Source organism: Brooklawnia cerclae (genome assembly GCF_011758645.1).
Lineage (GTDB): Bacteria > Actinomycetota > Actinomycetes > Propionibacteriales > Propionibacteriaceae > Brooklawnia > Brooklawnia cerclae.
Genome location: NZ_JAAMOZ010000001.1, coordinates 132,941 through 155,389 on the forward strand (window position 1 = coordinate 132,941; position 22,449 = coordinate 155,389).

The 22,449-nt window shown below is 67.2% G+C and carries 27 protein-coding genes; 16 read left to right on the forward strand and 11 right to left on the reverse strand.

Features of this window, described 5'->3' with window-relative positions:
* Nucleotides 1–31: 31 nt before the first annotated feature.
* Entirely contained in the window at nt 32–535 is a 504-nt protein-coding gene (locus tag FB473_RS00635) for a phage holin family protein (protein ID WP_167163882.1), read from the reverse strand.
* Nucleotides 536–698: 163 nt separating this feature from the next.
* Between FB473_RS00635 and FB473_RS00640 the strand changes: the two genes are divergently transcribed.
* The gene (locus FB473_RS00640) at nt 699–1,664 is read left to right on the forward strand and encodes an EamA family transporter (protein WP_167163883.1); all 966 of its coding nucleotides are present in this window, start codon (nt 699–701) and stop codon (nt 1,662–1,664) included.
* Nucleotides 1,665–1,674: 10 nt separating this feature from the next.
* Nucleotides 1,675–2,700 (forward strand): zinc-binding alcohol dehydrogenase family protein, encoded by a 1,026-nt coding sequence (locus FB473_RS00645; protein ID WP_243863439.1) that lies wholly within the window; start codon nt 1,675–1,677, stop codon nt 2,698–2,700.
* Between the two features lie 138 nt (nt 2,701–2,838).
* Here the strand turns inward: FB473_RS00645 and FB473_RS00650 are convergent, their stop codons facing one another.
* Complete coding sequence (locus tag FB473_RS00650; protein ID WP_167163885.1) at nt 2,839–3,615, reverse strand: methyltransferase; 777 nt, start codon at nt 3,613–3,615, stop codon at nt 2,839–2,841.
* Between the two features lie 117 nt (nt 3,616–3,732).
* Here FB473_RS00650 and ssd point away from each other — a divergent pair, with 117 nt between their 5' ends.
* The 7 genes from ssd to FB473_RS00685 all read left to right on the forward strand — a co-directional run bounded on the left by ssd (nt 3,733) and on the right by FB473_RS00685 (nt 8,787).
* Nucleotides 3,733–4,773, forward strand: coding sequence for a septum site-determining protein Ssd (gene ssd / locus FB473_RS00655; protein WP_167163887.1), 1,041 nt, complete (start codon nt 3,733–3,735; stop codon nt 4,771–4,773).
* The gene (locus FB473_RS00660; protein WP_167163889.1) at nt 4,770–5,939 is read left to right on the forward strand and encodes a TadA family conjugal transfer-associated ATPase; all 1,170 of its coding nucleotides are present in this window, start codon (nt 4,770–4,772) and stop codon (nt 5,937–5,939) included. Before ssd ends, FB473_RS00660 begins: the two co-directional genes overlap by 4 nt.
* Nucleotides 5,936–6,751 (forward strand): type II secretion system F family protein, encoded by an 816-nt coding sequence (locus tag FB473_RS00665; RefSeq protein ID WP_167163891.1) that lies wholly within the window; start codon nt 5,936–5,938, stop codon nt 6,749–6,751. The genes FB473_RS00660 and FB473_RS00665 overlap by 4 nt, the downstream gene beginning before the upstream one ends.
* The gene (locus FB473_RS00670; RefSeq protein ID WP_167163893.1) at nt 6,748–7,530 is read left to right on the forward strand and encodes a type II secretion system F family protein; all 783 of its coding nucleotides are present in this window, start codon (nt 6,748–6,750) and stop codon (nt 7,528–7,530) included. Before FB473_RS00665 ends, FB473_RS00670 begins: the two co-directional genes overlap by 4 nt.
* Nucleotides 7,531–7,630: 100 nt before the next feature.
* The gene (locus tag FB473_RS17755) at nt 7,631–7,888 is read left to right on the forward strand and encodes a DUF4244 domain-containing protein (protein WP_243863440.1); all 258 of its coding nucleotides are present in this window, start codon (nt 7,631–7,633) and stop codon (nt 7,886–7,888) included.
* Between the two features lie 192 nt (nt 7,889–8,080).
* A complete protein-coding gene (locus tag FB473_RS00680; protein ID WP_167163895.1) occupies nt 8,081–8,392 on the forward strand; it encodes a TadE family type IV pilus minor pilin in 312 nt (103 codons plus the stop codon).
* A gap of 11 nt (nt 8,393–8,403) precedes the next feature.
* The gene (locus FB473_RS00685) at nt 8,404–8,787 is read left to right on the forward strand and encodes an Rv3654c family TadE-like protein (RefSeq protein WP_167163897.1); all 384 of its coding nucleotides are present in this window, start codon (nt 8,404–8,406) and stop codon (nt 8,785–8,787) included.
* A gap of 16 nt (nt 8,788–8,803) precedes the next feature.
* Here the strand turns inward: FB473_RS00685 and FB473_RS00690 are convergent, their stop codons facing one another.
* The 5 genes from FB473_RS00690 to FB473_RS00710 are packed head-to-tail and all read right to left on the reverse strand — an operon-like array spanning nt 8,804 to nt 11,259.
* A complete protein-coding gene (locus FB473_RS00690) occupies nt 8,804–9,685 on the reverse strand; it encodes a tetratricopeptide repeat protein (RefSeq protein WP_167163898.1) in 882 nt (293 codons plus the stop codon).
* A gap of 12 nt (nt 9,686–9,697) precedes the next feature.
* Nucleotides 9,698–10,210 carry a GH-E family nuclease gene (locus FB473_RS00695; RefSeq protein WP_208390382.1) on the reverse strand — a complete coding sequence of 171 codons (513 nt, stop codon included), beginning with the start codon at nt 10,208–10,210 and terminating at the stop codon, nt 9,698–9,700.
* Nucleotides 10,207–10,689 carry a WXG100-like domain-containing protein gene (locus FB473_RS00700; RefSeq protein WP_167163900.1) on the reverse strand — a complete coding sequence of 161 codons (483 nt, stop codon included), beginning with the start codon at nt 10,687–10,689 and terminating at the stop codon, nt 10,207–10,209. The genes FB473_RS00695 and FB473_RS00700 overlap by 4 nt, the downstream gene beginning before the upstream one ends.
* Nucleotides 10,689–11,003 (reverse strand): hypothetical protein, encoded by a 315-nt coding sequence (locus FB473_RS00705; RefSeq protein WP_167163902.1) that lies wholly within the window; start codon nt 11,001–11,003, stop codon nt 10,689–10,691. Before FB473_RS00705 ends, FB473_RS00700 begins: the two co-directional genes overlap by 1 nt.
* 4 nt (nt 11,004–11,007) lie before the next feature.
* Complete coding sequence (locus tag FB473_RS00710) at nt 11,008–11,259, reverse strand: hypothetical protein (RefSeq protein ID WP_167163905.1); 252 nt, start codon at nt 11,257–11,259, stop codon at nt 11,008–11,010.
* A 313-nt stretch (nt 11,260–11,572) separates the two neighbouring features.
* Between FB473_RS00710 and FB473_RS00715 the strand changes: the two genes are divergently transcribed.
* The 6 genes from FB473_RS00715 (at nt 11,573) to FB473_RS00740 (ending at nt 16,273) form a co-directional block, all read left to right on the forward strand.
* Nucleotides 11,573–12,031, forward strand: a complete 459-nt coding sequence (locus tag FB473_RS00715) for a WXG100-like domain-containing protein (RefSeq protein ID WP_167163907.1) — start codon at nt 11,573–11,575, stop codon at nt 12,029–12,031.
* A gap of 3 nt (nt 12,032–12,034) precedes the next feature.
* Nucleotides 12,035–12,559, forward strand: a complete 525-nt coding sequence (locus FB473_RS00720; protein WP_167163909.1) for a NucA/NucB deoxyribonuclease domain-containing protein — start codon at nt 12,035–12,037, stop codon at nt 12,557–12,559.
* On the forward strand, nt 12,556–13,143 hold the full coding sequence (locus FB473_RS00725) for an SMI1/KNR4 family protein (RefSeq protein WP_167163911.1): 588 nt from the start codon (nt 12,556–12,558) through the stop codon (nt 13,141–13,143). The genes FB473_RS00720 and FB473_RS00725 overlap by 4 nt, the downstream gene beginning before the upstream one ends.
* 134 nt (nt 13,144–13,277) lie before the next feature.
* Nucleotides 13,278–14,455, forward strand: a protein-coding gene (locus FB473_RS00730) for an IS3 family transposase (RefSeq protein ID WP_376837320.1) whose coding sequence is annotated in 2 segments (ribosomal slippage) — nt 13,278–13,548 and nt 13,548–14,455 — 1,179 coding nt in all. Because the reading frame shifts where the segments join, the coding sequence is not laid out codon by codon here.
* Between the two features lie 48 nt (nt 14,456–14,503).
* A complete protein-coding gene (locus tag FB473_RS00735) occupies nt 14,504–14,908 on the forward strand; it encodes an Imm52 family immunity protein (protein ID WP_341770124.1) in 405 nt (134 codons plus the stop codon).
* Between the two features lie 100 nt (nt 14,909–15,008).
* Nucleotides 15,009–16,273 (forward strand): IS3 family transposase gene (locus tag FB473_RS00740; RefSeq protein WP_243863441.1). Its coding sequence is split into 2 segments (ribosomal slippage): nt 15,009–15,312 and nt 15,312–16,273, totalling 1,266 coding nucleotides; the frame shifts between segments, so codons are not numbered across the junction.
* 71 nt (nt 16,274–16,344) lie between these two features.
* On the opposite strand, the gene FB473_RS00745 is transcribed toward FB473_RS00740, so the two are convergent.
* The 4 genes from FB473_RS00745 to FB473_RS00760 form a co-directional block, all read right to left on the reverse strand.
* Nucleotides 16,345–17,211, reverse strand: coding sequence for a nucleotidyl transferase AbiEii/AbiGii toxin family protein (locus tag FB473_RS00745; protein ID WP_208390383.1), 867 nt, complete (start codon nt 17,209–17,211; stop codon nt 16,345–16,347).
* Nucleotides 17,208–17,834, reverse strand: a complete 627-nt coding sequence (locus FB473_RS00750; RefSeq protein WP_167163917.1) for a type IV toxin-antitoxin system AbiEi family antitoxin — start codon at nt 17,832–17,834, stop codon at nt 17,208–17,210. The genes FB473_RS00745 and FB473_RS00750 overlap by 4 nt, the downstream gene beginning before the upstream one ends.
* A gap of 408 nt (nt 17,835–18,242) precedes the next feature.
* On the reverse strand, nt 18,243–19,724 hold the full coding sequence (locus tag FB473_RS18345; protein WP_208390384.1) for a LuxR C-terminal-related transcriptional regulator: 1,482 nt from the start codon (nt 19,722–19,724) through the stop codon (nt 18,243–18,245).
* 119 nt (nt 19,725–19,843) lie between these two features.
* On the reverse strand, nt 19,844–20,278 hold the full coding sequence (locus FB473_RS00760) for a RidA family protein (RefSeq protein WP_167163921.1): 435 nt from the start codon (nt 20,276–20,278) through the stop codon (nt 19,844–19,846).
* Nucleotides 20,279–20,346: 68 nt separating this feature from the next.
* On the opposite strand from FB473_RS00760, the gene FB473_RS00765 reads away from it, so the two are divergent.
* Nucleotides 20,347–21,540, forward strand: coding sequence for an AAA family ATPase (locus FB473_RS00765; protein WP_167163923.1), 1,194 nt, complete (start codon nt 20,347–20,349; stop codon nt 21,538–21,540).
* Nucleotides 21,541–22,449 lie beyond the last annotated feature (909 nt).

Here is a 22,449-nt window from a genome sequence, read left to right on the forward strand (position 1 = left end):
CCTTCGACAGGCTCAGGGATCGTTGATGGGTCTAGTGCTGGTCGTCGTCGGTCACCGTGGCACGGGGCGCCAGGAAATCGGGGGAGACGACGGGAAGGCGTTGCTGCGAGACGTCGGTGATACCGGATTCGATGGCGCTCTCGATGGCCGCGAGGCTGGCCTTCGTCTCGGCGATGGTCGCCTCGGGTGCCTTCACCCGCTTGAACTGCCGCCAGCCGATGAACACCAGGACGGCGATGATGAGCAGCCCGATGACCGACATCGTCAGGAAGCCGAGGGTCAGTGCGGTGAGCGGGTGCCGTTCGAGCACCTCGGCGTAGATCATGGAGAACAGGAATCCACCTGTGAGCATGAAGAAGGCGATCACGGTCGCACCGATGACGCCTGCCGCGCCGAACAAGCCCGTCCCGATGCTGCCGTGCTTGAGGCTCGGCTTGATCTCGGCCTTGGCCAGTTCGCTGATCTGGCTGACCATGGTCGGCACCGCGGTCTTCAATGTCCGCAGGTAGTCGGCGGCCGTCGGTCGTTCAGCCATGTCGGTTCCCTCCTGAAGCGAGCCAGTCGATGCTGGTCGTCGATGAGCCCGTGGACAGCCTAGTGCCACTGCGGCGAATCGCGATGTAGCGGGTGGACGAAAGGCCGTCCGCCGGTTGGTCGGCGATTCGCTCCACCCGGTTGGTGCCGGATACGGTGAGGGCATGTCTGCCGGCCGCTCCAGTGACCTCGCTCGCGGGTTGACCCTCGCGTTGGCGTCCGCCGCTGCCTTCGGCCTGTCCGGCCCGTTGGCCACGGGGCTGTTGCGCTCCGGGTGGTCTCCGTTGGCCGCGGTGTTGGTGCGGGCCTGCCTGGGCGCGGTGGTGCTGCTCGTCCCCGCGCTGCGTGCCCTGAACGGCCGTTGGGACCTCATCCGCCGCAACTGGGTGATGATCGTCGTGTACGGCGTGCTGGCCGTCGCGGGCGCCCAGCTGGCCTACTTCGTGGCGGTGTCCTATCTGCCGGTCGCCCAGGCCCTGATGATCGAGTACCAGTCACCTGTGGCGATCATGCTGCTGTTGTGGCTCGTGAAGGGGCACAGACCCACGCGCCTGTCGGCCGTGGGGGCACTGGGCGCGATGGCAGGCCTGATGCTCGTGCTCAACGCCGCGGACGGACTCAGTGGGCTGGATCTGCGCGGCGTCGCCTGGGCACTGTTGTCGTTGGTCGGCGCGGTGGTCTATTTCCTCTTGTCGGCGCGTTCTTCGAACGGCCTGCCACCCCTGGTGCTGGCCGGGAGCGGGCTCGCTGTGGGGAGCGTTTTCATGGCTCTGGTGGCCGTGTCGGGGCTGCTCCCCGTCGCAGCCACCACTGCGCCCGCCGAGTACATGGGTGTCGAGGTGCCGTGGTGGGTGCCGATACTGGTGCTCGGCGTCGTGACGGCCGGCCTGCCCTACGTGCTCGGTATCACCGGGGTCCGTCTGCTGGGGTCACGCCTGGCATCCTTCGTGGGGCTGGCCGAAGTGCTGTTCGCCACCGCGTTCTCGGCGCTGCTGGTGGGCCAGATGCTGACCCCGGCCCAGTTCGTGGGGGCGGGGCTGGTGGTGGTCGGCACCGTGCTGGTCAAGGCCGGTGAGAGGAGTCCCGCGGACCTGCCCGTCGAGCCGGTGTCGGAGGCCGTGGCGGACTAGCGTCGTCGTCATGACCGATACCGTTTCCCTGCCTGCGACCATGCGGGTCGTCGGCATGCCGGACTCGTTGCCCATCGAAGATCCGCGCAGTCTTGTCGACGACGTGCGCCCCGTTCCCCAGCCGGGCCCGCGCGATCTGCTCGTCGAGGTCGCGGCCGTGTCCGTGAATCCGGTCGACATCAAGCGCCGCACTCAGTGGGGGCCGCAGGACCCGCCCCGGATCCTGGGATGGGACGCGGTGGGCACCGTCCGTGCGCTCGGGGCCGACGTGGCCGGTTTCGGCGTCGGCGATCGTGTGTTCTATGCCGGTGATCTCACGCGCCCGGGCACGGACGCCGAGTACCACCTGGTGGACGAACGACTCGTGGCCCGTGCGCCGTCGTCGCTGGACGATGCCAGGGCCGCGGCGGTTCCCCTCACCGCGTTGACCGCTTGGGAGGGATTGTTCGACCGGTTGGGGGTCGCCGAGGGTGCGTCCGGCACACTGCTGGTCGTCGGCGCGGCCGGTGGGGTCGGCTCGCTCGTGATGCAGTTGGCCCGCCGGCTCACCTCGCTGACCGTCGTCGCGACGGCGTCGCGTCCCGAATCGCGCGAGTGGTGCCTCGGCATGGGCGCCCACTACGTCGTCGACCATTCGCTCCCGTTGGCCGAGCAGGTGCTGGCCATCGATCCGGGAGGCGCGCAGTACGTGTACTCGACCCACACGCAGGGACGCGAGGCCGACATCGCCCAGGCCATGGCGCCCCAGTCGCACTTCCTGCTCATCGACGATCCCGAGACGTTCGACGCCCGGGTGTTCAAGGTGAAGTCGATCGCGATCCACTGGGAGTCGATGTTCACCCGGTCGACCTTCAAGACCCCCGACATGGGCCGTCAGGGCGAGATCCTGGCCCGGGTGGCCGAGTTGCTGGACGCCGGCGGGCTGCGTACGACGCTCGGCAGACGGCTCGAGGGCCTCGACGCGGCCACCCTGCGCGAGGCGCACCGGCTCATCGAGACGGGCCGCAGCATCGGGAAGGTCGTGGTCGTCCGGTGACGGACGCCCGCCGGGTTCCTCGGGGCTAGGGGATCGTTGATCAATGCGGGCAACGTTGGCTGAATCTGTCGAAGCCTGTTGCCGGACGGCAGTTCTACGACCCTTCGACAGGCTCAGGGATCGTTGATCAGCGCATCCCTAGATCGGGATCGTCAGGGCTCCGTCGGTGAGGGTGATCGGCTGCGTGAGTTCCGCGTGGTCGACGTGCGCGCGCCAACAGCGCAGCTGATAGGGCAGGCTCAAGTCGCCGTTGCCGCAGGCGTTGTCGAAGATGGCACCGGCCTCCGTCAGGAGTCTTCTCCGGGCGGACTCGCCCAGCACCGCCACCGCATGCTGGGCCGCCACCAGGGCGATCATGTCGTCCCGCGACATCGGCATCCACAGGCGGAAGTCGCGGCGGTCCTGGCACGGGAAGTACTTGCTGGCGAGGAGCTCCTCGTGCTCGGCCGACTCCTGGCCTGCCATGGCCGAGGCATCGACGCTGCGCATGAGCGCGATGAGGCGGCGTACCCAGGGCACGGTGTCGTCCCGGACGATCTGCCAGCCGGCCGCCCAACCGGTCGGTGTGAGGGCCCTGCTGATCTCGGTGTGCATCTCGTGGAGGTCGAGGGGACGATCACCGGGGCGGGCGCGCAGGGCGGAGCCGAGCAGGACCACGTGAGCCGAGCAGGGTTGCACAGGAAGCTCGTCAGCACGTCCGGCAAGGCTGAACAGTGCTGAGCCGGGCGGCATGCGCTGGACGAGGAGGGCCGCTCGTGCCGGATCGGCGTCCACCGCGATCACTTCGTGGGACGTCGTGAGCAGACGCCGGACGATCGAGCGTGGCGGGTTGAGCGCGAGCACCCGGCACGGCCGGTCGCCGAGCAGCCACGCCAGGGCGGCGGGCGGCAGGTCGAGACGCTGCTGGGCGGGCATGGGTCAACTGTAGGTGGGCGGCGGTGCCGGGCGTCCGCGACGCCACGGATGTCGCGAGTTATCCACAGGTGGACGCGATTTTGGGCAGCAGGCGTCCCACTCACCCATGGTTCGGGTATGCCCACACCGTTGCTCATATCGCGCGACCCTTCCCTGGCCGATGCCGTCCTCGCCTCAGCTGCGGCCGTGCGGGTCGAGCCCGTGATCGCTCGCGACACGGAGGCCATCCGCCGCGCCTGGCCGGGGGCCGACCTCGTGCTGGTCGGGGTCGATCTGGCGGCGACCGTCGTCGGGCTCGGGCTTCCGCCGCGGCGCGGGGTGCACGTCTGTGGGCCGGACGCCGATTCCCTGCTCGCCTGGTCGGTGCCGCTCGAGGCCCCTGCGATGGTGCTGCCCGAACAGAGCGGCTTCCTCAGTTCGCTGCTGGTGGGACGCGATGAACTGCGGTCGAACGGGGCAGCCGTCCTGCGGCTCGTGGGGGGTTCGGGAGGGTTGGGGACCACGACGCTGGCCGCGGGCCTCGCACAGCGGGCACAGCGGCGGGGCTTGGACGCCGCCCTGGTCGAGCTGGACCCCCTGGGTGGGGGGATCGACCTGCTCTTCGGCGCCGAGCAGGCCCCGGGGTGGCGGTGGCCCGACCTCTCCTCGGCTGCCGGACACGTCGGTGATCTCAAGGGGCAACTGCCCAACGTCAGCGGGGTGGACATCGTCTCGATGGGCCGCCCCGCCCTGCCCGACGATTCGGGCGGCTCCGGTGAGCCGGGACTGCCCCGTCCCGAGGCCGTCCACGCGGTCTTGGCGGGCCTCGTCCGCGGGCGCGAGTTGGTCGTCCTCGACGCGGGAACCCACCCCGACCCGTCGTTCGCCGCTCAGGCCCAGACGCTTCTCGTGGTCGGCGCCGAGGTCAAGGCCGTCGTGGCCGCACGGGCAAGGGCGATCGCCCTCCGGTTGTCGGGGGCACAGCTCGTCGTCCGCACGGGGCCTGGCCGCCGCCTGGACCCCGCGTTGGTGGCCGACACCCTGGGCATGCCGTTGTGTGGCACGGTCGGCCATGCGGGCTGGCTCCCGCAGGCCCTGGAGTCCGGGGAGCCGCCGGGACTGGGGCGGCGAAGGTTCAGTCGCGAATGCGATCGCATCCTGGCGGAGGCACTGGCATGACCGAGGACGAGTTGGAGCGCGTCCGGATGGAACTCGCCGGTCTCGGACGAGCATGGGTGCCCTCCGACGTCGCCGAGGCGTTGCGGGCCGTGGGACTGGTGGTCAGCGACGCCATGGTGTTGTCGACGATCGAGGGGCTGAGGCGTGGCAGCGTGGGGGCCGGGCGACTCGAGCCGCTGCTGCGCATGCCAGGTGTCACGGATGTGCTCGTGAACGGCCCTGGTCAGGTGGTGATCGACCGCGGGCGGGGGCTCGAGATCACCGATGTCTCGTTCGGTTCGGACGACGAGGTCCGGCGGCTCGCGTCCCGGCTCGCGGCGTCGGTGGGGCGGCGTCTGGACGATGCCTGTCCTTTCGTGGACGCGAGGTTGGCCGACGGCACCCGTGTGCACGCGATCCTCGGGACGCTGGCCGATCCAGGCACTTGCCTGTCGTTGCGCGTGCCCGCGAGAAGGTCGTTCAGCCTGGACGACTGGGTGTCCAACGGATCGATCCCCGTGGGCATGGCCGACGTGCTGCGTGCACTGGTCGACTCGCGAGCCGCGTTCCTGGTGAGTGGCGGGACGGGGTCGGGTAAGACGACACTGCTCGCCGGTCTGCTGGGGTTGGTTCCCCACGACCAGCGCCTGCTGATCGTGGAGGACTCACGCGAACTTGCGCCCGATCATCCCCATTGCGTCAGGTTGGAGGGCCGTGCCGCCAACTCCGAGGGGGCGGGGGCGATCACCATGACCGATCTCGTGCGTCAGGCCCTGCGCATGCGACCTGACCGGCTGGTCCTGGGCGAGGTGCGCGGGGCCGAACTGTGTGATCTGCTTCGAGCGCTCAACACGGGTCACGAGGGCGGCTGCGGCACGGTGCACGCCAACTCCGTGACCGATGTGCCCGCCCGGCTGGAGGCGCTCGCGGCGCTCGGCGGCATGGACCGGCATGCCTGTCACGCGCAGGTGGCGTCCGCCCTGCGAGTGGTGGTGCAGGTGAGCCGCCTGGCCGATGGCCGGCGCACCGTGTCGCAGGTCGGTGTCGTACATCGGGAGGATGCGGGAGAGGTGCGGATCTCGCTCGGCCTGACCTGCCCGGATGGCCGCAGGCTGCTGGCGGGGGAGGCTTGGGAACAGCTGGCGGCCGTCGTCGGCGTTCCCCCGGCGTCGGTGGGTGGGGCATGATCGCGGTGGCCTGCCTGGCATTGCTCTGGGCGCTGGTGGCGTTCGTCCCGCCCGATCCCTCGCCCGGGTTCACCGCCCGATGCGGGGGCCGGGAATCGCCGGGCGGCACGCGCCTGCCCAGCTGGTCAGGGCGTCTCGTCCTGGTGGCAGGGGTACTACTGGCAGTCGGCCTGGCTGCACCGGGGGCGATCGTATGGGCGGTGCCCGCGATCGCGCTGGTCGGGACCGTGGGGTGGATCGCCGGGAACGGGCATCGGGAGCGCGCACGCGAAATCGCGCAGGACGAGGTGATGCGCGCGTGCCAGGCCCTCGCCGGTCAGTTGCGCGTGGGCGATGTGCCAGCACGGGCCCTTGCCGTCGTCGCCGCGGACTGCGAGGTGCTTCGGCCGGTCGCCGCCGCACAGGCGATCGGTGGGGACGTGGCAGCGTCTCTGCGGGCGCAGGCTCGGCGCCCGGGTTGTGGTGGTCTCGCGGCCCTGGCGCGCTCGTGGCGTCTGTGCGAGTTGACCGGCGCCCGGGTGGCCGAGGCGGCGACCAGGGTCGCGAATTCGCTGCGCGCCGACATGGATGCCGAGCGCCGGGTGGCAGGCGAGCTGGCCTCGGCTCGTGCGACCGGACGGTTGCTCGCGTTTCTACCCGCACTCGGGCTGGGGCTCGGCTTCGCAGGCGGGGGAGACCCGGTCGCCTTCCTCGTGGGGACGATGCCCGGGCGCGTGTGCCTGGCCGCCGCGGTGTGCTTGTGCTGCACGGGGTTGATATGGACGACGGTCCTCGCGCGTGTGCCTCCCTTGGACGAGGGAGCGTGTTCATGACTGCCGAGACGTGGATCGCGGTCGTCACATGTGCACTGGCTGGTGCCCTGCTCATCGACGGTCCGCGGACGGGGGCGCTGCGTGACCGGGCCTCGCCTGTACGGGTCTGTCCGAAGGATGCCTGGTGGCATCGCCTCTGGCCCTCGTCCGCGGACCAGCGCTCGCGCACACGGATGCCGTCAGGCGGTCACATGCGGCTCGGTGCTGCCGCCGGTGTCGTCGCCTGGCTGACGGCGGGTGGCGGCTGGGGTGGCTGGGTGGCCGCAGCCGTCGTGGGGCTGGGGACGGTGGCGGTGTGTGCACGGCTGGAAAGCGGGCCCGAGCGACGTCGGCGAGCCCTGCTCGTCGCCCAGCTGCCGGGATGTCTCGACCTGCTGGCTGCGGCGCTGGACGCCGGTGTGCCCTTGCGGGCCGCCGTGCGGCACGTGGCCGCGTTGGCCCCCGAGCCCAGCGGCGACCTACTGCGCGGGGTGCTCGGTCACCTGGATATCGGACGATCAGACGCCCAGTCCTGGCAGACCCTCGGGGACGACCCAGTGTGGGGAGCGGTGGCTCGCGACCTGGCGCGCTGCGCGGACTCGGGGGCGGCGGTCTCCGAGGTTCTCGGGGTACACGCGGCAGAGGCGAGAGCCGGACGAAATGCCCAACGCGAGGCCCGGACGAGGGCCGTGGGCGTTCGTTCCGTGCTGCCTCTGGTGATGTGCTTCCTTCCCGCATTCGTCTTGGTGGGGGTCGTCCCGATCATCGCTGCCACGCTCGATTCGTTTCTGCACCCGTGAGTTGTCCACAGGGTGTTGTCCGGATGATCCGTCTCTGCCCGGCACACCCATAGTCACCATGCACCCGAGATCCGGGGCATCGAACCGAAGGGAATCCGTCATGATCGTCAACCGACTCCATCCGACCCAGGTGGTCGTCCCCGTAGCCGGCCCCAAAGCACCTGTGCGACGTGTGGCGAGGTCCGTCACGCGTGCGTGGCAGCGCGGGATGGCCACAGCCGAGTACGCGGTGGGCATTCTCGCTGCTGTTGCTCTGGCGCTTGTGTTGTTGAAGATCTTCACGAACAACGATTTCTTCAGCACGTTGCTGAAGTTCGTGGTGGGTCTGATCGGTAAGGCGTCGGGGATGTTGCCCTGACCGGATGTGGGTGTGCCGGGCCGGGGCGGTGGTTGGTGGATCGTCGTCCCGGCCGCGGTGCTTCGGGCTGAGAGGGAAGAGATGGGTGACGGGGTCGGGTTGGTGCCGGGGTGCGTGGTGTCTGGTGGGCGGGTGTCTGGTGGGCGGGCGTCTGGTCTGGTGCGTGGGTCTGTGGGCCGCGTGGGGCGTGGCATGGTGACGTTCGAGCTTGCCGTGGGTGTGTTGTCGGCGACGTTCCTGACTGGGGTGCTCGCGTGGACGATCGGTTTGGTGGTGTTGCAGGGGCGGTGTTCCGACACTGCGGCGCAGGTGGCTCGGCAGCTTGCCAGGGACGATCAGGTTGCTGCGCAGGAGGCGTTCGGCCGGGGGCCTCGCGGGGCGGAGTTGGCCGTCGACGAGGGCGCGGACGTCGTGTCGGTGGTGGTCACGGTGGATGCACGGTTCGGGGCTATGGGGCAGGTCGAGGTGCGGGGGAGTGCGCAGATGCCGCGTGAGGGTCGGTGAGGGCGTTGGGGATGGGAGGGCGGTGGTGGGCGAGCAGTGTGCGCGGGGGTGGTTCTGTGCTCACGGTGGCGGTGGTTCTGGTGTTGGTGTTGGTGGCGGGTGTGGGGGTCTGGCAGGTGTCGTGGCTCGGGTCTGGCCGCAGAGCGCGGGCGGTGGCTGATCTTGTGGCTTTGTCGGCCGCGCATGCCCAGCAGGAGGGCCGGGATGGGTGTGAGGTGGCTGGTGGGACGGCGGAGGGCAACGGGGCCCGGTTGGAGGAGTGTGAGGTGACTACTGGTTATGGCGAGTTCGTGGTCGATGTGACCGTGTCGGTGCGGGTGGTGCCGCAGGTGCCGGGAGCCCCAGGGGCTGCTGTCGCTGGTGCGCGTGCCGGGATCGTCGCTGACGTGGGCTGAGGGTGTGTGGGTGGTGTCAGGGTTGGTGGATGACGCCTGCGTCGATGAGTAGCTGGCGGTATTTGGGGTCTTCGTCGTCGAAGATCTCGTCGCCGTCGAGCATGTAGGCGCTGGTGAGGGCGTCGAGGGCGGCCTTCTGGTTGCCGAGTTCGGCGAGTGCTTGGCCTTTGCGGAGCCAGACGAATGCGTTGCCGGTTCCTCCGGCTGCTAGTGCTTGGTTGAGGGCTTGGTCGGCTTCGTCCCAGCGGCGGGCTTCGGTGAGGGCGTCGCCAATGGAGGCGTAGAACCACATGGCCATGGGGTGGTCGGTGGGGGTGTCGTCGAGCATGTCGATGGCTTGGCGCCAGGTGGCGATCGCGTCGTCGAGGTTCCCGGCGGCTTGCTGCTGGTCGCCCTCGTCGGCGAGCTTTTCCAGGGTTTTCTTGGAGGCTTTCTTGGCTGTGCGGGGCAGGTGTGCACGGTCGGCGAAGAAGTTCCAGTAGGTTTGGTCGCGTTTGTCGGAGAATGTTCTGCGGCCCATGAAGTCGTAGGAGGCCTTGAACCAGGCGTACGCCTTGTCCAAGTCGCCCTCGGCGTAGCAGACGATCCCCTCCACAAACCCGCACAGTTCACGTCCGATATCGCCGTCGCCATACGCCTCGCGTCCCCGGGCCAGCCATCTGCGGGCCTCCACCGTGTCCCCGGCCTCCGCGGCCGCCCGGGCCATCTCAAGTGCCGCTTGCTCCTCGGCCATGTGGCCGAGCTTGGCTCCGGGGATCGCGTCCCACCATTGGTCGCTCAGCCGGATCGCGTCCGCCCGGCGGCCTGTGTCCCAGGCTTTGAAGGCCTCTTCCCGAATCGCGCTCACACGGTCGTAGTCGGCCTGATCGTAGGGCTCATCTGGCGATGTCTGAGTCATGACGGTTGTCCTTTAGGCGGGGTCTCGGTAGGTTTCGGTGGAGCGGGCGCCTTGTGAACGGTTCCACGATGAGGGTTGCAGCGTGTAGTTGTCCGGGTCAAGCATCCACGCGCGCGCCTCCGCCGAACGCTTACCGTACTGGTAGCCCTCAGTGTTCCAATGCGTCACCGCATCAACCGGCGAATGACCCATATCGCACCGGTCCAATGGGACTCTGCTCTCTTCACCAGTGAGCGGATCGGTCCACACAAGCTTCTCGACCCCACGCTCTGTGACGACTTGTGGTGGGTCGGTGTTTTTGAGGCGTTCGATGACTTCGCGGCCGGTGCGTGAGTTTTTGCCGGGGGTGCTGCCGAGGTATTTGCGGCGTTTGGAGACCCGGCGGACGCGTTTGACGATTTCGCCGGTGTCTTCGCGGATGGTGTGGGCGGTGCTGCCGGCGAAGTCGCCGATGTTGAGCTGCTTCCCGACTTTTCGTGCGATCATGCCTCCGGCTTGCCCGATCACACGGGCTTTCTTGCTCATCCGCCCAGCACCTGTTCGATCGCGACCCCGATTGCCATGTCGACCAGCCGTTTCGCGGCCTCGCGGGCGAGCACCACAGCTCCGGCTGCCAGGCCACCGGATCCGACTGCGGCGGCGATCGCGGCTGCCAGGATGATCAGCTCGGCGATCACGACGCTCTTCAGCACGACCACCACACCCGCGATCACGTGGAAGCCGTCAGCGATCAGGCCCGAGGCTTCGTCGAAGTCCCGCAGGGATGACAGGTTCGACTCGTCGCCGAGCATGTAGCTGACGAACACATTGCACGCCTCCCCGGAGTTGGACCGCGCCACGTAGGCGATCGCGGCCTCCACATCGTCGGCTGCGGTGGCGGCCACCGTCCGGGCTTGGGTGAACGCGTCGGCGTTGGCGTTCAGCACGTCCTCGTTCGACGAGGGCCACTCGTAGCCGAGGTATTGCAGAGCCGTCACGAGCTCGGCGGGCAGGATGATCGCCATCAGTACTCCCCGTCCATGAAGCTGCCGATCTCGGTGGCGGCGTCCTCGACCTCGGCGTAGGCGTCCCCGGTCGCGATCAATGCCTCACCCTCGGCGGCCAGGTTCGTGGAGATCCCGTCGATCGTGTCCTCGACTGCTTCCATCACTGCGGGAAGGATCCCCGCGATCAAGCCGTCGACCATGCTCATGCCGCCATCGGCACCCGTGTTCGCCAGGCCGCCGAGCCGTCCTGTCACACCCGACCTGAAGGCATCACTAGCCTCTTTCACCGCCTGCCCGGCATGCCGCCATGAATCCGGGGTGAAGATCACCACTGCCCTAGCCTCCCAGCCGGCGGATGTCGTTGCGGTAGGCCGCGTGCAGATCGGCCTGCAACTGCCCCAGCGAGCCCAGGACGGCGCCGAAGCCGGCGTTCACGCGGCTCAACTCGGCCAGGTTCAGGCGCTCATATTCCTCCAACGCGGAGTTGACCAGCTCGATCAGATCCGCGGCGATGGACCGGAACGAGCGTTCCTCCAGCGCCTGCTGATCCACCGACAACACGCTCAGGCGGCCATCGGTGACCCTCACCGACAACGACCCATCGCCCGATGACCGCTCCACAACAACCGGGACTGCCGCGCATCCGGTGGCCTCAGCCCAGAACCTGGCAGGGCACGAGCGCCATCCCGGCAACGATCGGTGTCCCGAGGGTGGGTTCAGGCACCACGCTAGGGCCGGACAGGTTCAGGCACGACGGCGAGCCACGGAGTCATTCCGTACCTCACCCGCCTGGTCACCCGGCGCCGGCAGACATCGGCACCCGAACCATGACACCGAGCCCGGCGTCGCGGGCTGTTTTGGCTTGTCGTTTCGTGGAGTATGCGGTGAACGGGCATTCTGGTTGCGCCAGGGTCTGGAGTATGCGGGCTATGACTGGCCGGCCACCGACGAATCGGTCCTGGAGACGTGGGCGGGTCAGTGGGAGTCCTTGTCGGCCACAGCACAGACGATCCAATCTGATGCGCGGGCGGCGGTCGCGCACGTCTCCGGCAACAACCAGGGCCCGGGAGCCGACGCGTTCGCCGCCCACATGGCCGGTGACCAGACGAACCTGCATTGGGTCGGGAACCTTGCCACCGGGACGACGGCGGTCGCCACGGGTTGCCGGGTTGCGGCGGGGATCGTGTTGACGATGAAGCTGGCGGTGATCGCCCAACTGGTCACCCTGGCGGTGGCGATCGCGTCGGTGATCGCCACCGGTGGTCTGGCCGCCGGGGTCGCCCTGGCGGCCCGACAGGTCGCCAAACGGCTGATCGAGGCGGCGATCAACCTGGCGGTCGAACAGATCCTGGCGGGCTGACCCGTGCCCAAGGTCAGCAAACACGTGGCCGATATGGCAGGCGCAGGCCTGTTCAAGAGGCTCGCCGGAGACCTGTTCGGCTATGTCGAGCACCAGGCTGACGACGTGGCCGAACGAGCTGCCCGACAGGCACCTGATGTGCGCAGCGGCGCAGTCACCCCGGCGGGTAGTGCGACATCGAGTGCGGGTCAGCCTCCCACGGTGGCGTTCAGCCGGGACCGGGCGCCCGGGATCGCTGACAACTTCGATGACGCTGTGGCCAACGGCAAGCCAACAACCCTGACCCGTGCGGGTACGAGGACGGCAAAGGACAACAGGCGTGCGGCGCTCAAGGGGCAAGAGGCTGCCCCGGCAGGGCAATCTCTTGACGAGTATCCATTCGCGAGTTCGGTCGAGGGCGGTTCTGGTGCTTTTGTGCGCGCGGTGCCTGTGGGCGAGCAGAACTATCAGGGCGGCACGTTGAGCGCCTTCTACAAGAAGTACGGCATCGAGCCCGGTGACCAGTACGTTGTTAGGTTTGACCCGTGACCGCCACCTCCATCCCCGCGCACCTCGCGACGGTCGAGGACGGGATACGACGCCTCAGGCGCGACATCCTGCTGCGCAACCTGCAACCCGGGCTGTCGGCCGAGACGATCCGGACGACCCTGGCCAGCGTCGATCTGCCTTCCGCACCCGAGCTGGAGGCCCTGTATGGATGGCACGATGGCACCGCGACGCCGCCAGGCGTCAAGCTCGGGAGCATCTACCTGCTTCCGGGGTACTACCTCCTGTCGCTAGAGGACGCGGTCGCCAACTACAAGGCGTTCGTCGGTGACCGGCGGTGGACGACCGGGTGGCTTCCCGTCTTCGCCGACGGGGGTGGCGACTTCTATGTGGTGGACTTCACCGCGCCCTCACCGAATCCTGTTCGGCTCTTCTGGATCGATGAGGATGAGGCTCCGATCGAGTTCGGGTCGATAACAGCGATGCTCAACACCATCGGCCAAGGCTACGAGCGTGGTGTGTTCGTCAACGACGAACACGGATACCTGGAGATGGACAGCCTCGACTTCGAGAAGGTCGCCGCCGAGCTGAACCCAGACATCAAATGGTGGACAGAAGACGTCTAGTAGCGCTTCTCATAAGGGGCTTTACGTACTCGCTGCTTGTGCAGCGTTGACGGTGTGTCACAAACGGGCGTGAGGAACGAACTGGTGACAACTGATCGTTAGCGCTGAGGGGCGCTGGCGGGGAGGATGTCATCATGCCTGGTCCTTATCCCAGAGAGTTCCGCGAGGATGTTGTCGCGGTCGCTCGCAGCCGCGAGAGCGGCGTCACCATCAAACAGGTCGCCACGGACTTCGGTATCAGCGAAGCGACTCTGCAGAACTGGCTCCGCCAGGCCGACGTCGAAGAAGGCAACCGTCCCGGTCAGACTGCGGCGGATGCGGCCGAAGCCCGTGAGTTGAAGAAGCGGATCCGGCTGCTCGAGCAGGAGAACGAGGTGCTCAGGAGGGCTGCGGCGTATCTGTCGTAGGCGAATCTGAAACTCGGTGGCTCCCCAAAATGACATACCCGCTCGTATCTGAGCTCGCCAAAGCGGGGATCCCCGTCACGGTGTCGTGCCGGGTCCTCAAGCTCGCAAGACAGCCCTATTACCGGTGGCGCAACGCTCCGATTCGGGACGCGGATATTCTCCGCGCGCACCGCCTCAACGCACTGCATGACGCGCACCACGACGACCCGACATTCGGATACCGATACCTGGCCGACGAGGCCCGGCGGGCTGGGTGGCGAATGAGCCGACGGACGGCATGGAAGCTGTGCTCGCAGGCGGGGATTCTCTCGTCCGCGCAGCGCCGCCGGCGTGGGAAGGGGAAGAAGGCGGGCCCGCCGGTGTTCGATGACCATGTGAAGCGGGTCTTCCGCGCCGATGCCCCGAACAGGCTCTGGCTCACGGACATCACGGAGCATCGGACGAGTGAGGGCAAGCTCTACTGCTGCGCGATCAAGGACGTGTTCTCCAACCGGATCGTCGGCTACTCAATCTCGGACCGGATGACCGCGAAGCTCGCCGTCGACGCCGTCCGCAACGCCGTCACCCGCCGAGGCGACGTCGCCGGATGCATTCTGCACGCCGACAGAGGCAGCCAGTTCCGAAGCCGTGCCATGGCACGCGAACTACGCCGCCACGACATGGTCGGCTCGATGGGACGAGTCGGCGCAGCCGGAGACAACGCCGCCATGGAATCGTTCTGGTCGCTTCTGCAGACGAACGTGCTGAACCAGCAACGATGGGCCACGCGTCAGGAGCTGCGCCTGGCCGTCGTCGTCTGGATCGAGCGGAAGTACCACCGTCAACGAGCCCAGGACGCACTCGGCGGGTTGACGCCCATCGAGTTCGAGGCCAAGCTAGCCGAGCCGCTCACACTCGCGGCCTAAACCGAAACTGTCACCAGTTCGTTCCTCACGCCCCACCCGGAAGCAGGCCTGTCTGTCACTGCGGGCGCCTATGCCCCCATGATCGTCAACAGCTTCCTGCTTGACTTCCCCTCACCAAACGAGGACGGAGAGCACGCGGATCGGCTCTACCGCCCCGAGACCGCCAGCACGATCATCCAGGCGGTGGTCTTGGCCTGGGAGCCGGACTGGGCGACCTGGGTGACCCCAACCATGCGGAACAACCAGGGACGTCAACCCGGCGAGCTGGTGGTCGGCTGGTTCACCTATATCCGTGGTGTCACCGTGACCAGCCTGCCCGCAGGAGCCGCGCGCCGGTTCGCCGACGGCACACTCATCCAGGCCGCACCCGAATTCGCTGACGTCACCGCCGACACCGTCGTGGCGACCCGCGACGCCCTGCGATCCCAGTCAGCCCTCCAACCAGCCACCTGACCAGCACAAACCCACCAAACGGCAAAACAGTTTTGAACGGTCCTCTTGAAGCGCCCTGGGTTTGTTAGAGGTTCCTGACCTTGGAAACGAGGATGGAGTTATGCCGAAGGAACTGGCGAATGGGAAGCCGACGACGCGTCGGTACTCGGTTGAGGAGAAGGTCGCCGCGGTGCGGATGGTGAGGACGTTGCGCGCCGAACTCGGCGTCACACAAGGGACGGTGCAGCGGGTCGCGACGCAGCTCGGTTACGGGGTCGAGTCGGTGCGGATGTGGGTGAAGCAGGCCGACATCGACGACGGCGTCACGGCTGGGGTGAGTAGCACCGAAGCCCGACGAGTTCGGGAACTCGAGCAAGAGAATCGGGAACTTCGCCGCGCCAACGAAGTGCTCAAGCGGGCGGCGTCTTTCTTCGGGGCGGAGCTCGACCGCCACTACCGGAAGTAGTCGCGTTCATCGACGCGAACAAGGACGACGTCGTGGACGGTCGCCGGCTCGGAGTCGAGTTCATCTGCAGACTGCTGCAGGTGTCTGCGAGCAGCTATTACGCCGCAAAGACGCGCGCGCCCTCGGGTCGGACGCTGCGGGACGAGGAGCTGATCCCGCAACTGGTTGAGCTCTGGGAGATCAACTACCGGGTCTACGGGGTCCGCAAGCTCTGGAAAGCCGCCCGACGGGCGGGGACCATGATCGGCCGAGATCAAACCGCGAGGCTGATGCGCGCCGCGGAGATCGAGGGCGCGCGGCGGTCGAAGCGGGTCAAGACGACCAGGCCGGATCCGGCGTCGGTGCGACACCCAGACCTCGTGCAGCGGAAGTTCACCGCGACCGCGCCGAACCGGCTCTGGGCCACCGATCTGACGTTCGTGCCGACCTGGGCCGGGGTCGCCTATGTGTGCTTCATCGTGGACGCGTTCTCCCGCATGATCGTCGGGTGGAGGGTCGCATCACACATGCGCACCGAGATGGTGCTCGATGCGATCGAGATGGCTCGCTGGTCCCGAGGCCACCACCACCCCGACCTGCGATGTCACAGCGACGCAGGATCTCAATTCACGTCGATCCGCTACGGCGAACGCCTCGCGGAAATCGGCGCCGCACCGTCGATCGGGACCGTCGGCGATTCGTATGACAATGCCCTGGCCGAGACGGTGAACGGCTACTACAAGGCCGAACTCGTCCGCGGACCCGCCCGATCCGGGCCATGGAAGAGCGTCGAGGATCTCGAGCTCGCGACGCTCGGCTGGGTGCACTGGCACAACACCCAGCGCCTCCACGGCTACCTCGGCGACGTCCCACCCGCCGAGTTCGAGAACGCGTTCTATGCTGTCCAAGCCGACCGCGAACGACTGGTCGGAATCAAATAGCGCGAGTCTCCATCAAACTCAGGGCGCTTCATTCTTGCTGTGCCCGGTTTCGCATACGCGGGACCGCCATGTCAGCGGTGGCCCCTCTCGGCGGCGGATACTGCTGTCACCCAAGCGGCAACGACGCGTTCGTAAGCTTCGGCGGGACCAACCTGCGGGGTGCATTGATGCCCGATCGAGTCGTGCCATTGATTCTGAGTCGGCGCCTTCTCCGGGAACATCCATCTTCTCGGATAGCCTCCGCTCGGGCCGAGTCTCCTGAATGTCACAGCGGCGTCGGCGTTGATCATGCCTTGCTGCGCCATCGCCCACAGGTCGTAGAGGTCGCGTGGGGCATCTCGGGTGGTGTCGCACCACGCCGACAACTTCGCGCAAGCGAATCCGCTTGGGGTGAAGGTGGTCATCCCCCTGCCGATCATCCCCGAGTAACGCATGGAGACGGTGGACGACTGTGTGGGCCATGAGGCGTAGTGCTCACCGTTGATGAGCTGAACCCTGACTGTGACCCGGCCAATTCGGTACAGGCAGGCGTCGGTGTCCGTCCGCACCTGATCGAGTCTGGGGTTCGCTTCAACCAAGCCGAAGTTACGCTCCAGCGAGCCTCTGATCGCTCCGTCCAGAGCAACGGCGGCGACCTGCCTTGGGCCGACGGACAAGAGGTCAACGTCCTCGCTAAGACGCAGGCCGTTGAGGACGGTCCGGCTCAGTGCGGTGCCTCCGTAGAAGATGAACTTGTCCGACACGTTCGAGATGGCATCCAGTAGATGGGAGACGGCGAAGTCGTGTTTCACTTGGTCGCGCGACACGCCGAAATGCCTCTGCTGGGCCACGATGTCGTCCTCGCTGAGTTCGTAGACCGAGGTCAAGCGCAGGTCGGCCTCGTCTCCTGGAGACGCCCTCCAGCGCCCTCGGCGGTCTCGTGGCTGCTGGGCCATCATCGCAGGGCCGCCTCGACGCGTCGTCGGACCTCCACCGGGAACTGAGCGGCGACTCTTCTTGCACGGTCGGCGTCGATGCTGTGCGCGAGTGCTGCTGCCGCTGCTTGCGCCTCTGCGGGCAGCCCTCCAAGGCTGGGCTTGGCGAGGAGATCGACGAAAGTCTGCTCGGGAGTGGCCACCATGAATGCGCCCAGGCCGCCGGTCTCCAGGCGGGCATCCAGCCGGACGACCTCGGCGCACGTGAAGATCACCTTGCCTCCGTTCGCCAGAGTCACCGGGCGATGCCTCTGCGGGACGGCGATCACAGTGACGCCGATCGCCCTGGGAATCGCGTGATGGAACCGTGCGGCGCCTATTCCGGCCAGGACCGGGACCCGCGGTCCGTACTGGCCGGTGGCGTAGGCCATCGCGGCCTCTTCGAAGTTCGGGAACCAGTCCGCGTCGGTGGCGATGTCGTCGGGTCTGGCTGTGTACGTGCCTGGGGCAATGCGAACCAGGCGGCCGTCCCTGCGCATCCGCACGAGTTCTTTCTCGGGGTCCGCGTACACGGCACGCAGCATCAGGGGACGCACGGTCCTCAGCGGTGCGGCTGCAATCTGAGTGGGGACCCCCTTGACTGCCATCACCTCCACCTCCATCTCTACCGGAACACTAAATACTACCAAGTTGGTAGTATTTCGAACAATTCCTGCTCTGACCGTCTTCCGGCCACCGATCCTGCCTACGACCGTGTGGTCCCTTTGCTCGCAGGCATCCGCCCCGGATACTCTTCTCGTGGATGTGCCAGGGGCTGCCCGGATGGGCAGGCTCATACGGCCCGGCGTGACTTTCCAGGGGACTGCGCCGGGCCGTTTCTCTTTCCTCGTCCGGCGGGACGAACACGATCAGCAGCTCGGATTATGACTGCCGCCGCAGCACACTCGACACAACATCGGTAGATACCTCGATGTCAGTGAGCTTGTTATGCAAGGCGCTGGCCTCGGCGGCCTGCTGGCGGCGCAGGGCCTCCTGCTGCTGTTTCGGGTTGGGTGTCAGTTGGCACTTGGGTTGGTTCTGACGATGCCGGTGGCCTCCAGCCGTTCGATGGCTTCGCGGCGGGAGCTGACCCCCAGCTTGCGGTACAGCGACTTCGTCTGGGTCTTGACGGTATTGGTCGACACGCACAGCTGCTCGGCGATCGCCTGAATCGTCATGTCGGTGGTGAGCCACCCAGCGAGCACTCGTTCCCGTTCGGTCAGATGGTCAGGAAGATCGAATCCGAGTGGCTCGCGGTCCGGGTAGACATCCTGCGGTGGGAGCTCCTGGGTGAGCTTCGGGCGGAATTCGGGCTCGTTAGCGGCGAGGCGCCAGTACAGCGTCTCGATCACGTCGAGTGGAAGCCCGATCGCGGCCCGGATACCGGCGAACTCCGCCGACAGGTGGGCTGATCGCGAGAAGTCGGCGTCCGCAAGGCTGTGATGGCCTAAGACCTCGTGGGCGATGGCGCGGCGTAGCAGAACAGACGGGAGAGACAGGGGGCTGTGATCGGGTGTGTTCCGCACGCAGACCTCAGTGACGGCGAGTGCCTTGCGTGGTTCCCCGAGTTGGAGGTGGATGCCGGCCCGGAGCAGTTCGAAACAGGTTGTGTGTGCGGGGGGAGAGACCCGATGCCCAAGGGCTTTGAGCGCGGCGCCTGGGTCGCCCAGGTGCACCAGCGCGAGCGCCTCGGAGCTGATTGCCCCGTTCGCGAGCAGCGGTGGGCACAGCTTCGCATCCACGCTCTTGGTGAGGGTTGCGGCGGTCGCGACGGCGCTGTGGTAGTCCTCGCGGACCATGTGAAGACCGAGCACAGCGGTGTTCGCGACGGCGCGTTCGACCGCGTCGGGATCGGCAACCCGACTGAACGTATCCAGGGCTTCTTGGATTCCGTCAGCATCGGACTGCCAGAATCCGATCTGAGTGGTTGCCAGCACCAGGGGCCATGAGGCGCCCACCCAGCCCCGGCCGCCGTCGAGTTCCCAAGCAGACCCGATCGCCCCAGCCGCTGGTGCGACCTCGCCGCTCAGAGCCAGCGTGGCGGCCAGCAGCGACAACGCCCGGAATCGATGCGGTTGACTCTCTGTGGCGTAGTCGGCCGCGATTCTGGCCGTGGCTGCGGCGTCGGACAGGCGTCCGTTCAGCAGGAAGGTCTCGGCCGTCACCGAGTAGCAGACCGACTGCATGGTGTCCGGAACCTCGCCAGCAGCCTGAGAGAGCACCGTCAGACCTCTGCCCTCGGATAGCTTCAGTGCGTCATCGAAGCGGCCCGCACGAAGCAGTGACCACGACAGCGCGGCCCGAAATTCCGGCGTCGCTTTCGCCCCGGTCCTGCCATCACCCCCCAGAGCGGCACCGAATACCTTGTCAACTGCCCATCGCGGTGCCGTCGGCCCATACGGCAATATTGATTCCAGAACGGCGGCCACCGCCTGTGCCACCGACTTTGGTGCGACACGCTGGCTGGGTCCATCCCGAAGGACACGCTCGTCTTCCACGAGTCCGAGCGTACCGAGAATCCGAATCGGACGATTTCGTGGCAGCCGCGTGGGCGTCTCACGGGTTCGCGAAGCTCCGGCCGCCTGTGTCGCGGTTTCCCGAGCAGCAGTTCACGAGCTCAGTCGGGGTGCTGCCTGCCGACTGCGGGATCCCGGCGTACGACGGCCTGAGCCTGGATCTCGATCAAGGCGTCGGGATGCACCAATGCGCCGACCTGCACGAGAGTGCTGGCGGGGAAGGGCTCGGAGAAGTGGGCGAGCCGCACGCGGTGCACCTCGGCCAGGCCCTCCAGAGTCGTGACGAACACCAGCACATTGGTGACGTCGGACAGATCTCCGCCGAATCGGGCGAGGATCGCGCGGATGTTCGCGATCGCCTGCTCGGTCTGTGCGGCGATGTCGCCGACGCCCACCAGGTGGCCGGCCTCATCGAAGGCGATCTGCCCGGCGACCCAGATCAGGCTGGTGTCGGGCGAGATCGGCACCTCGATCGCGTTCGAGAACGCCACCTCCATTCCCATGGCGTCGCCGAAGGGAACACTGCGCTTGTCCATGGTCCATGTCTACCGGACCGTTCCCGGCGTTGTCCCGATCTGTCCGACCACGCTCGTAGCCTGGGGCGGTGATCACTTGCGTCGCTGTGCATGGGTATCGATCGCTGGCCGATCTGGTGGTACCTCTCGGCCCCCTGACCGTGATCACCGGCGCCAACGGCACCGGCAAGTCCAGCGTCTACCGCGCGCTGAGGCTGCTTGCGGACGCGGCTTCCGGTCAGCTGATCGGGTCGTTGGCGCGCTCCGGTGGGCTACCGCAGGTGTTGTGGGCCGGGCCGGAGAACCCGTCGGGAGCCGCACGCCGAGGGCTTGAGATCCAGGGGACGAGCCGGCGCACCGGGCCGGTCGGCCTGATGCTCGGGTTCGCGTCCGACGGCTTCAGTTACCTCATCGACGTGGGCTATCCGACCCCGTCGGGCACCGCGTTCCACCTCGATCCGGTGATCAAGCGCGAGCACGTATTCGCGGGGCCGGTTCTGCGTCCCGCATCGTTGCTCGTCGAACGCCGCGGCGGAAGCGTGTTCCGGCAGGACGCGGGCCGCCGCGCCGAGGCCGCCGCCGGCCTGGCCGACCGGGAGAGCATCGTCGGTGAACTCGCCGACCCGGTCGTCCACCCCGAGTTGCACGCGGTGCGCCGGATGCTGCGGTCGTGGCGTTTCTACGACTCGTTCCGGGTGGACGATGCCGCTCCCGCCCGAGCCGCCCAGGTGGGTACATGGACGCCTGTGCTGTCCGGTGACGGCTCCGACCTCGCCTCGGCTATGCAGACGATCTTCGAATCCGGCAACGCCTCGCTACTGCTCGACGCGGTGGCGGACGCTTTCGACGGTGCCCGGCCCGACGTCGCTCAGTTGCGTCTGCCGGGGGATCCGTCCCGGGAAGCGACGCTGTTCCAGGTCGTTGTGCATCAGCCGGGCCTGCTGAGGTCGATGTCTGCCGCAGAGCTGTCCGAGGGGACTCTGCGCTTCCTGCTCGTCGCAACAGCTCTTCTCAGCCCTCGTCCACCCGGCCTGCTCGTCCTCAACGAACCTGAGGCCAGTCTGTATCCGGGGGTGTTGCCCGCACTGGCCCGCCTGATCCTGCGGGCGGCCCGGGCGACCCAGGTGGTCGTCGTCTCGCATTCCGCGGCTCTCGTCGAGGCGATCACAGGCGCAGGGGCGTCCGGCGTGGTCGCCCACGAACTCGTCAAGCATGCGGGTAGCACCGAGATCGTCGGTCAGAAGGTGCTGGACCGTCCCGCATGGAACTGGGGGAAGCGGTAGCACTCGTACGGGGCCGGAGAGGTTCGGCCCCGTCCCTGTCTCATCGTGGGCCGCGGGCTTGACCTACTTCCAAAATCCTATAAAATCCCTGATATCTCATCAGGTGTGTGAGGTCCTCAGAGTCGAGGAGAGTGCGATGGAAGATTCGGTTCGCGGTCCCGGGGTCGTCCCGGCTGCGACATCCATACCATTCGCCGTAGCCGGACGCTGTATGAGCGTGTCGACAATCGAAATCATGACGGGCGAGGCATTCGACTCTGGACGTCCGAGGTGTGACAGCGGGAACCGGCCTACTACCCCCACTCGAGACCGGTCGGACGCGCGATCGGCGCGCGTCCCCATATCCCGGAGTTATCGGCACGAACGACGGGGAGGTGAGTCCGCAGAAGAACCAGAGACGCCGTTCGACCGGTAATGCCCCGGCCGGACGAATCGGATCGCAGGGTCATGCTGCTGCGATCTTGTTCCAGCGCGGGCGAGAGCGCAATCAGCGACAGGGATGATGCAGCTGGCTCCTCGCACCAAACACAGGCGCTGGATTCTGTCCAGTCCTTTTCGGCAGCAGACGATCGCGCAATGAGAAGTGCTCCGAACGCAGAGGTTCGAACGAACGGGCACGCGCATGCGCCGAAGAGGAAAGGTCAGGTACCCCGGGGTCCGCTGACGTCGATGACGAACTCTCGGTCCCGGGTGGTACCTGGCAACTCAACATGATGTGGAGACGAAGTGGAAGCACGAAACGATGCCGAGGCTGCGGTCAGGAGCGAGGAAGAAGCTCGTGCCGCAGCAAGTGAGTGGGGTTCTCCAGGTGCTCGGGGATGGAAGATCCTGGCGCACCCATACTCATGGGCAACTCTGGTAGTGACGACGTCGGCGATCCTCATGACCTCTATCGACGGGGGCTTGATG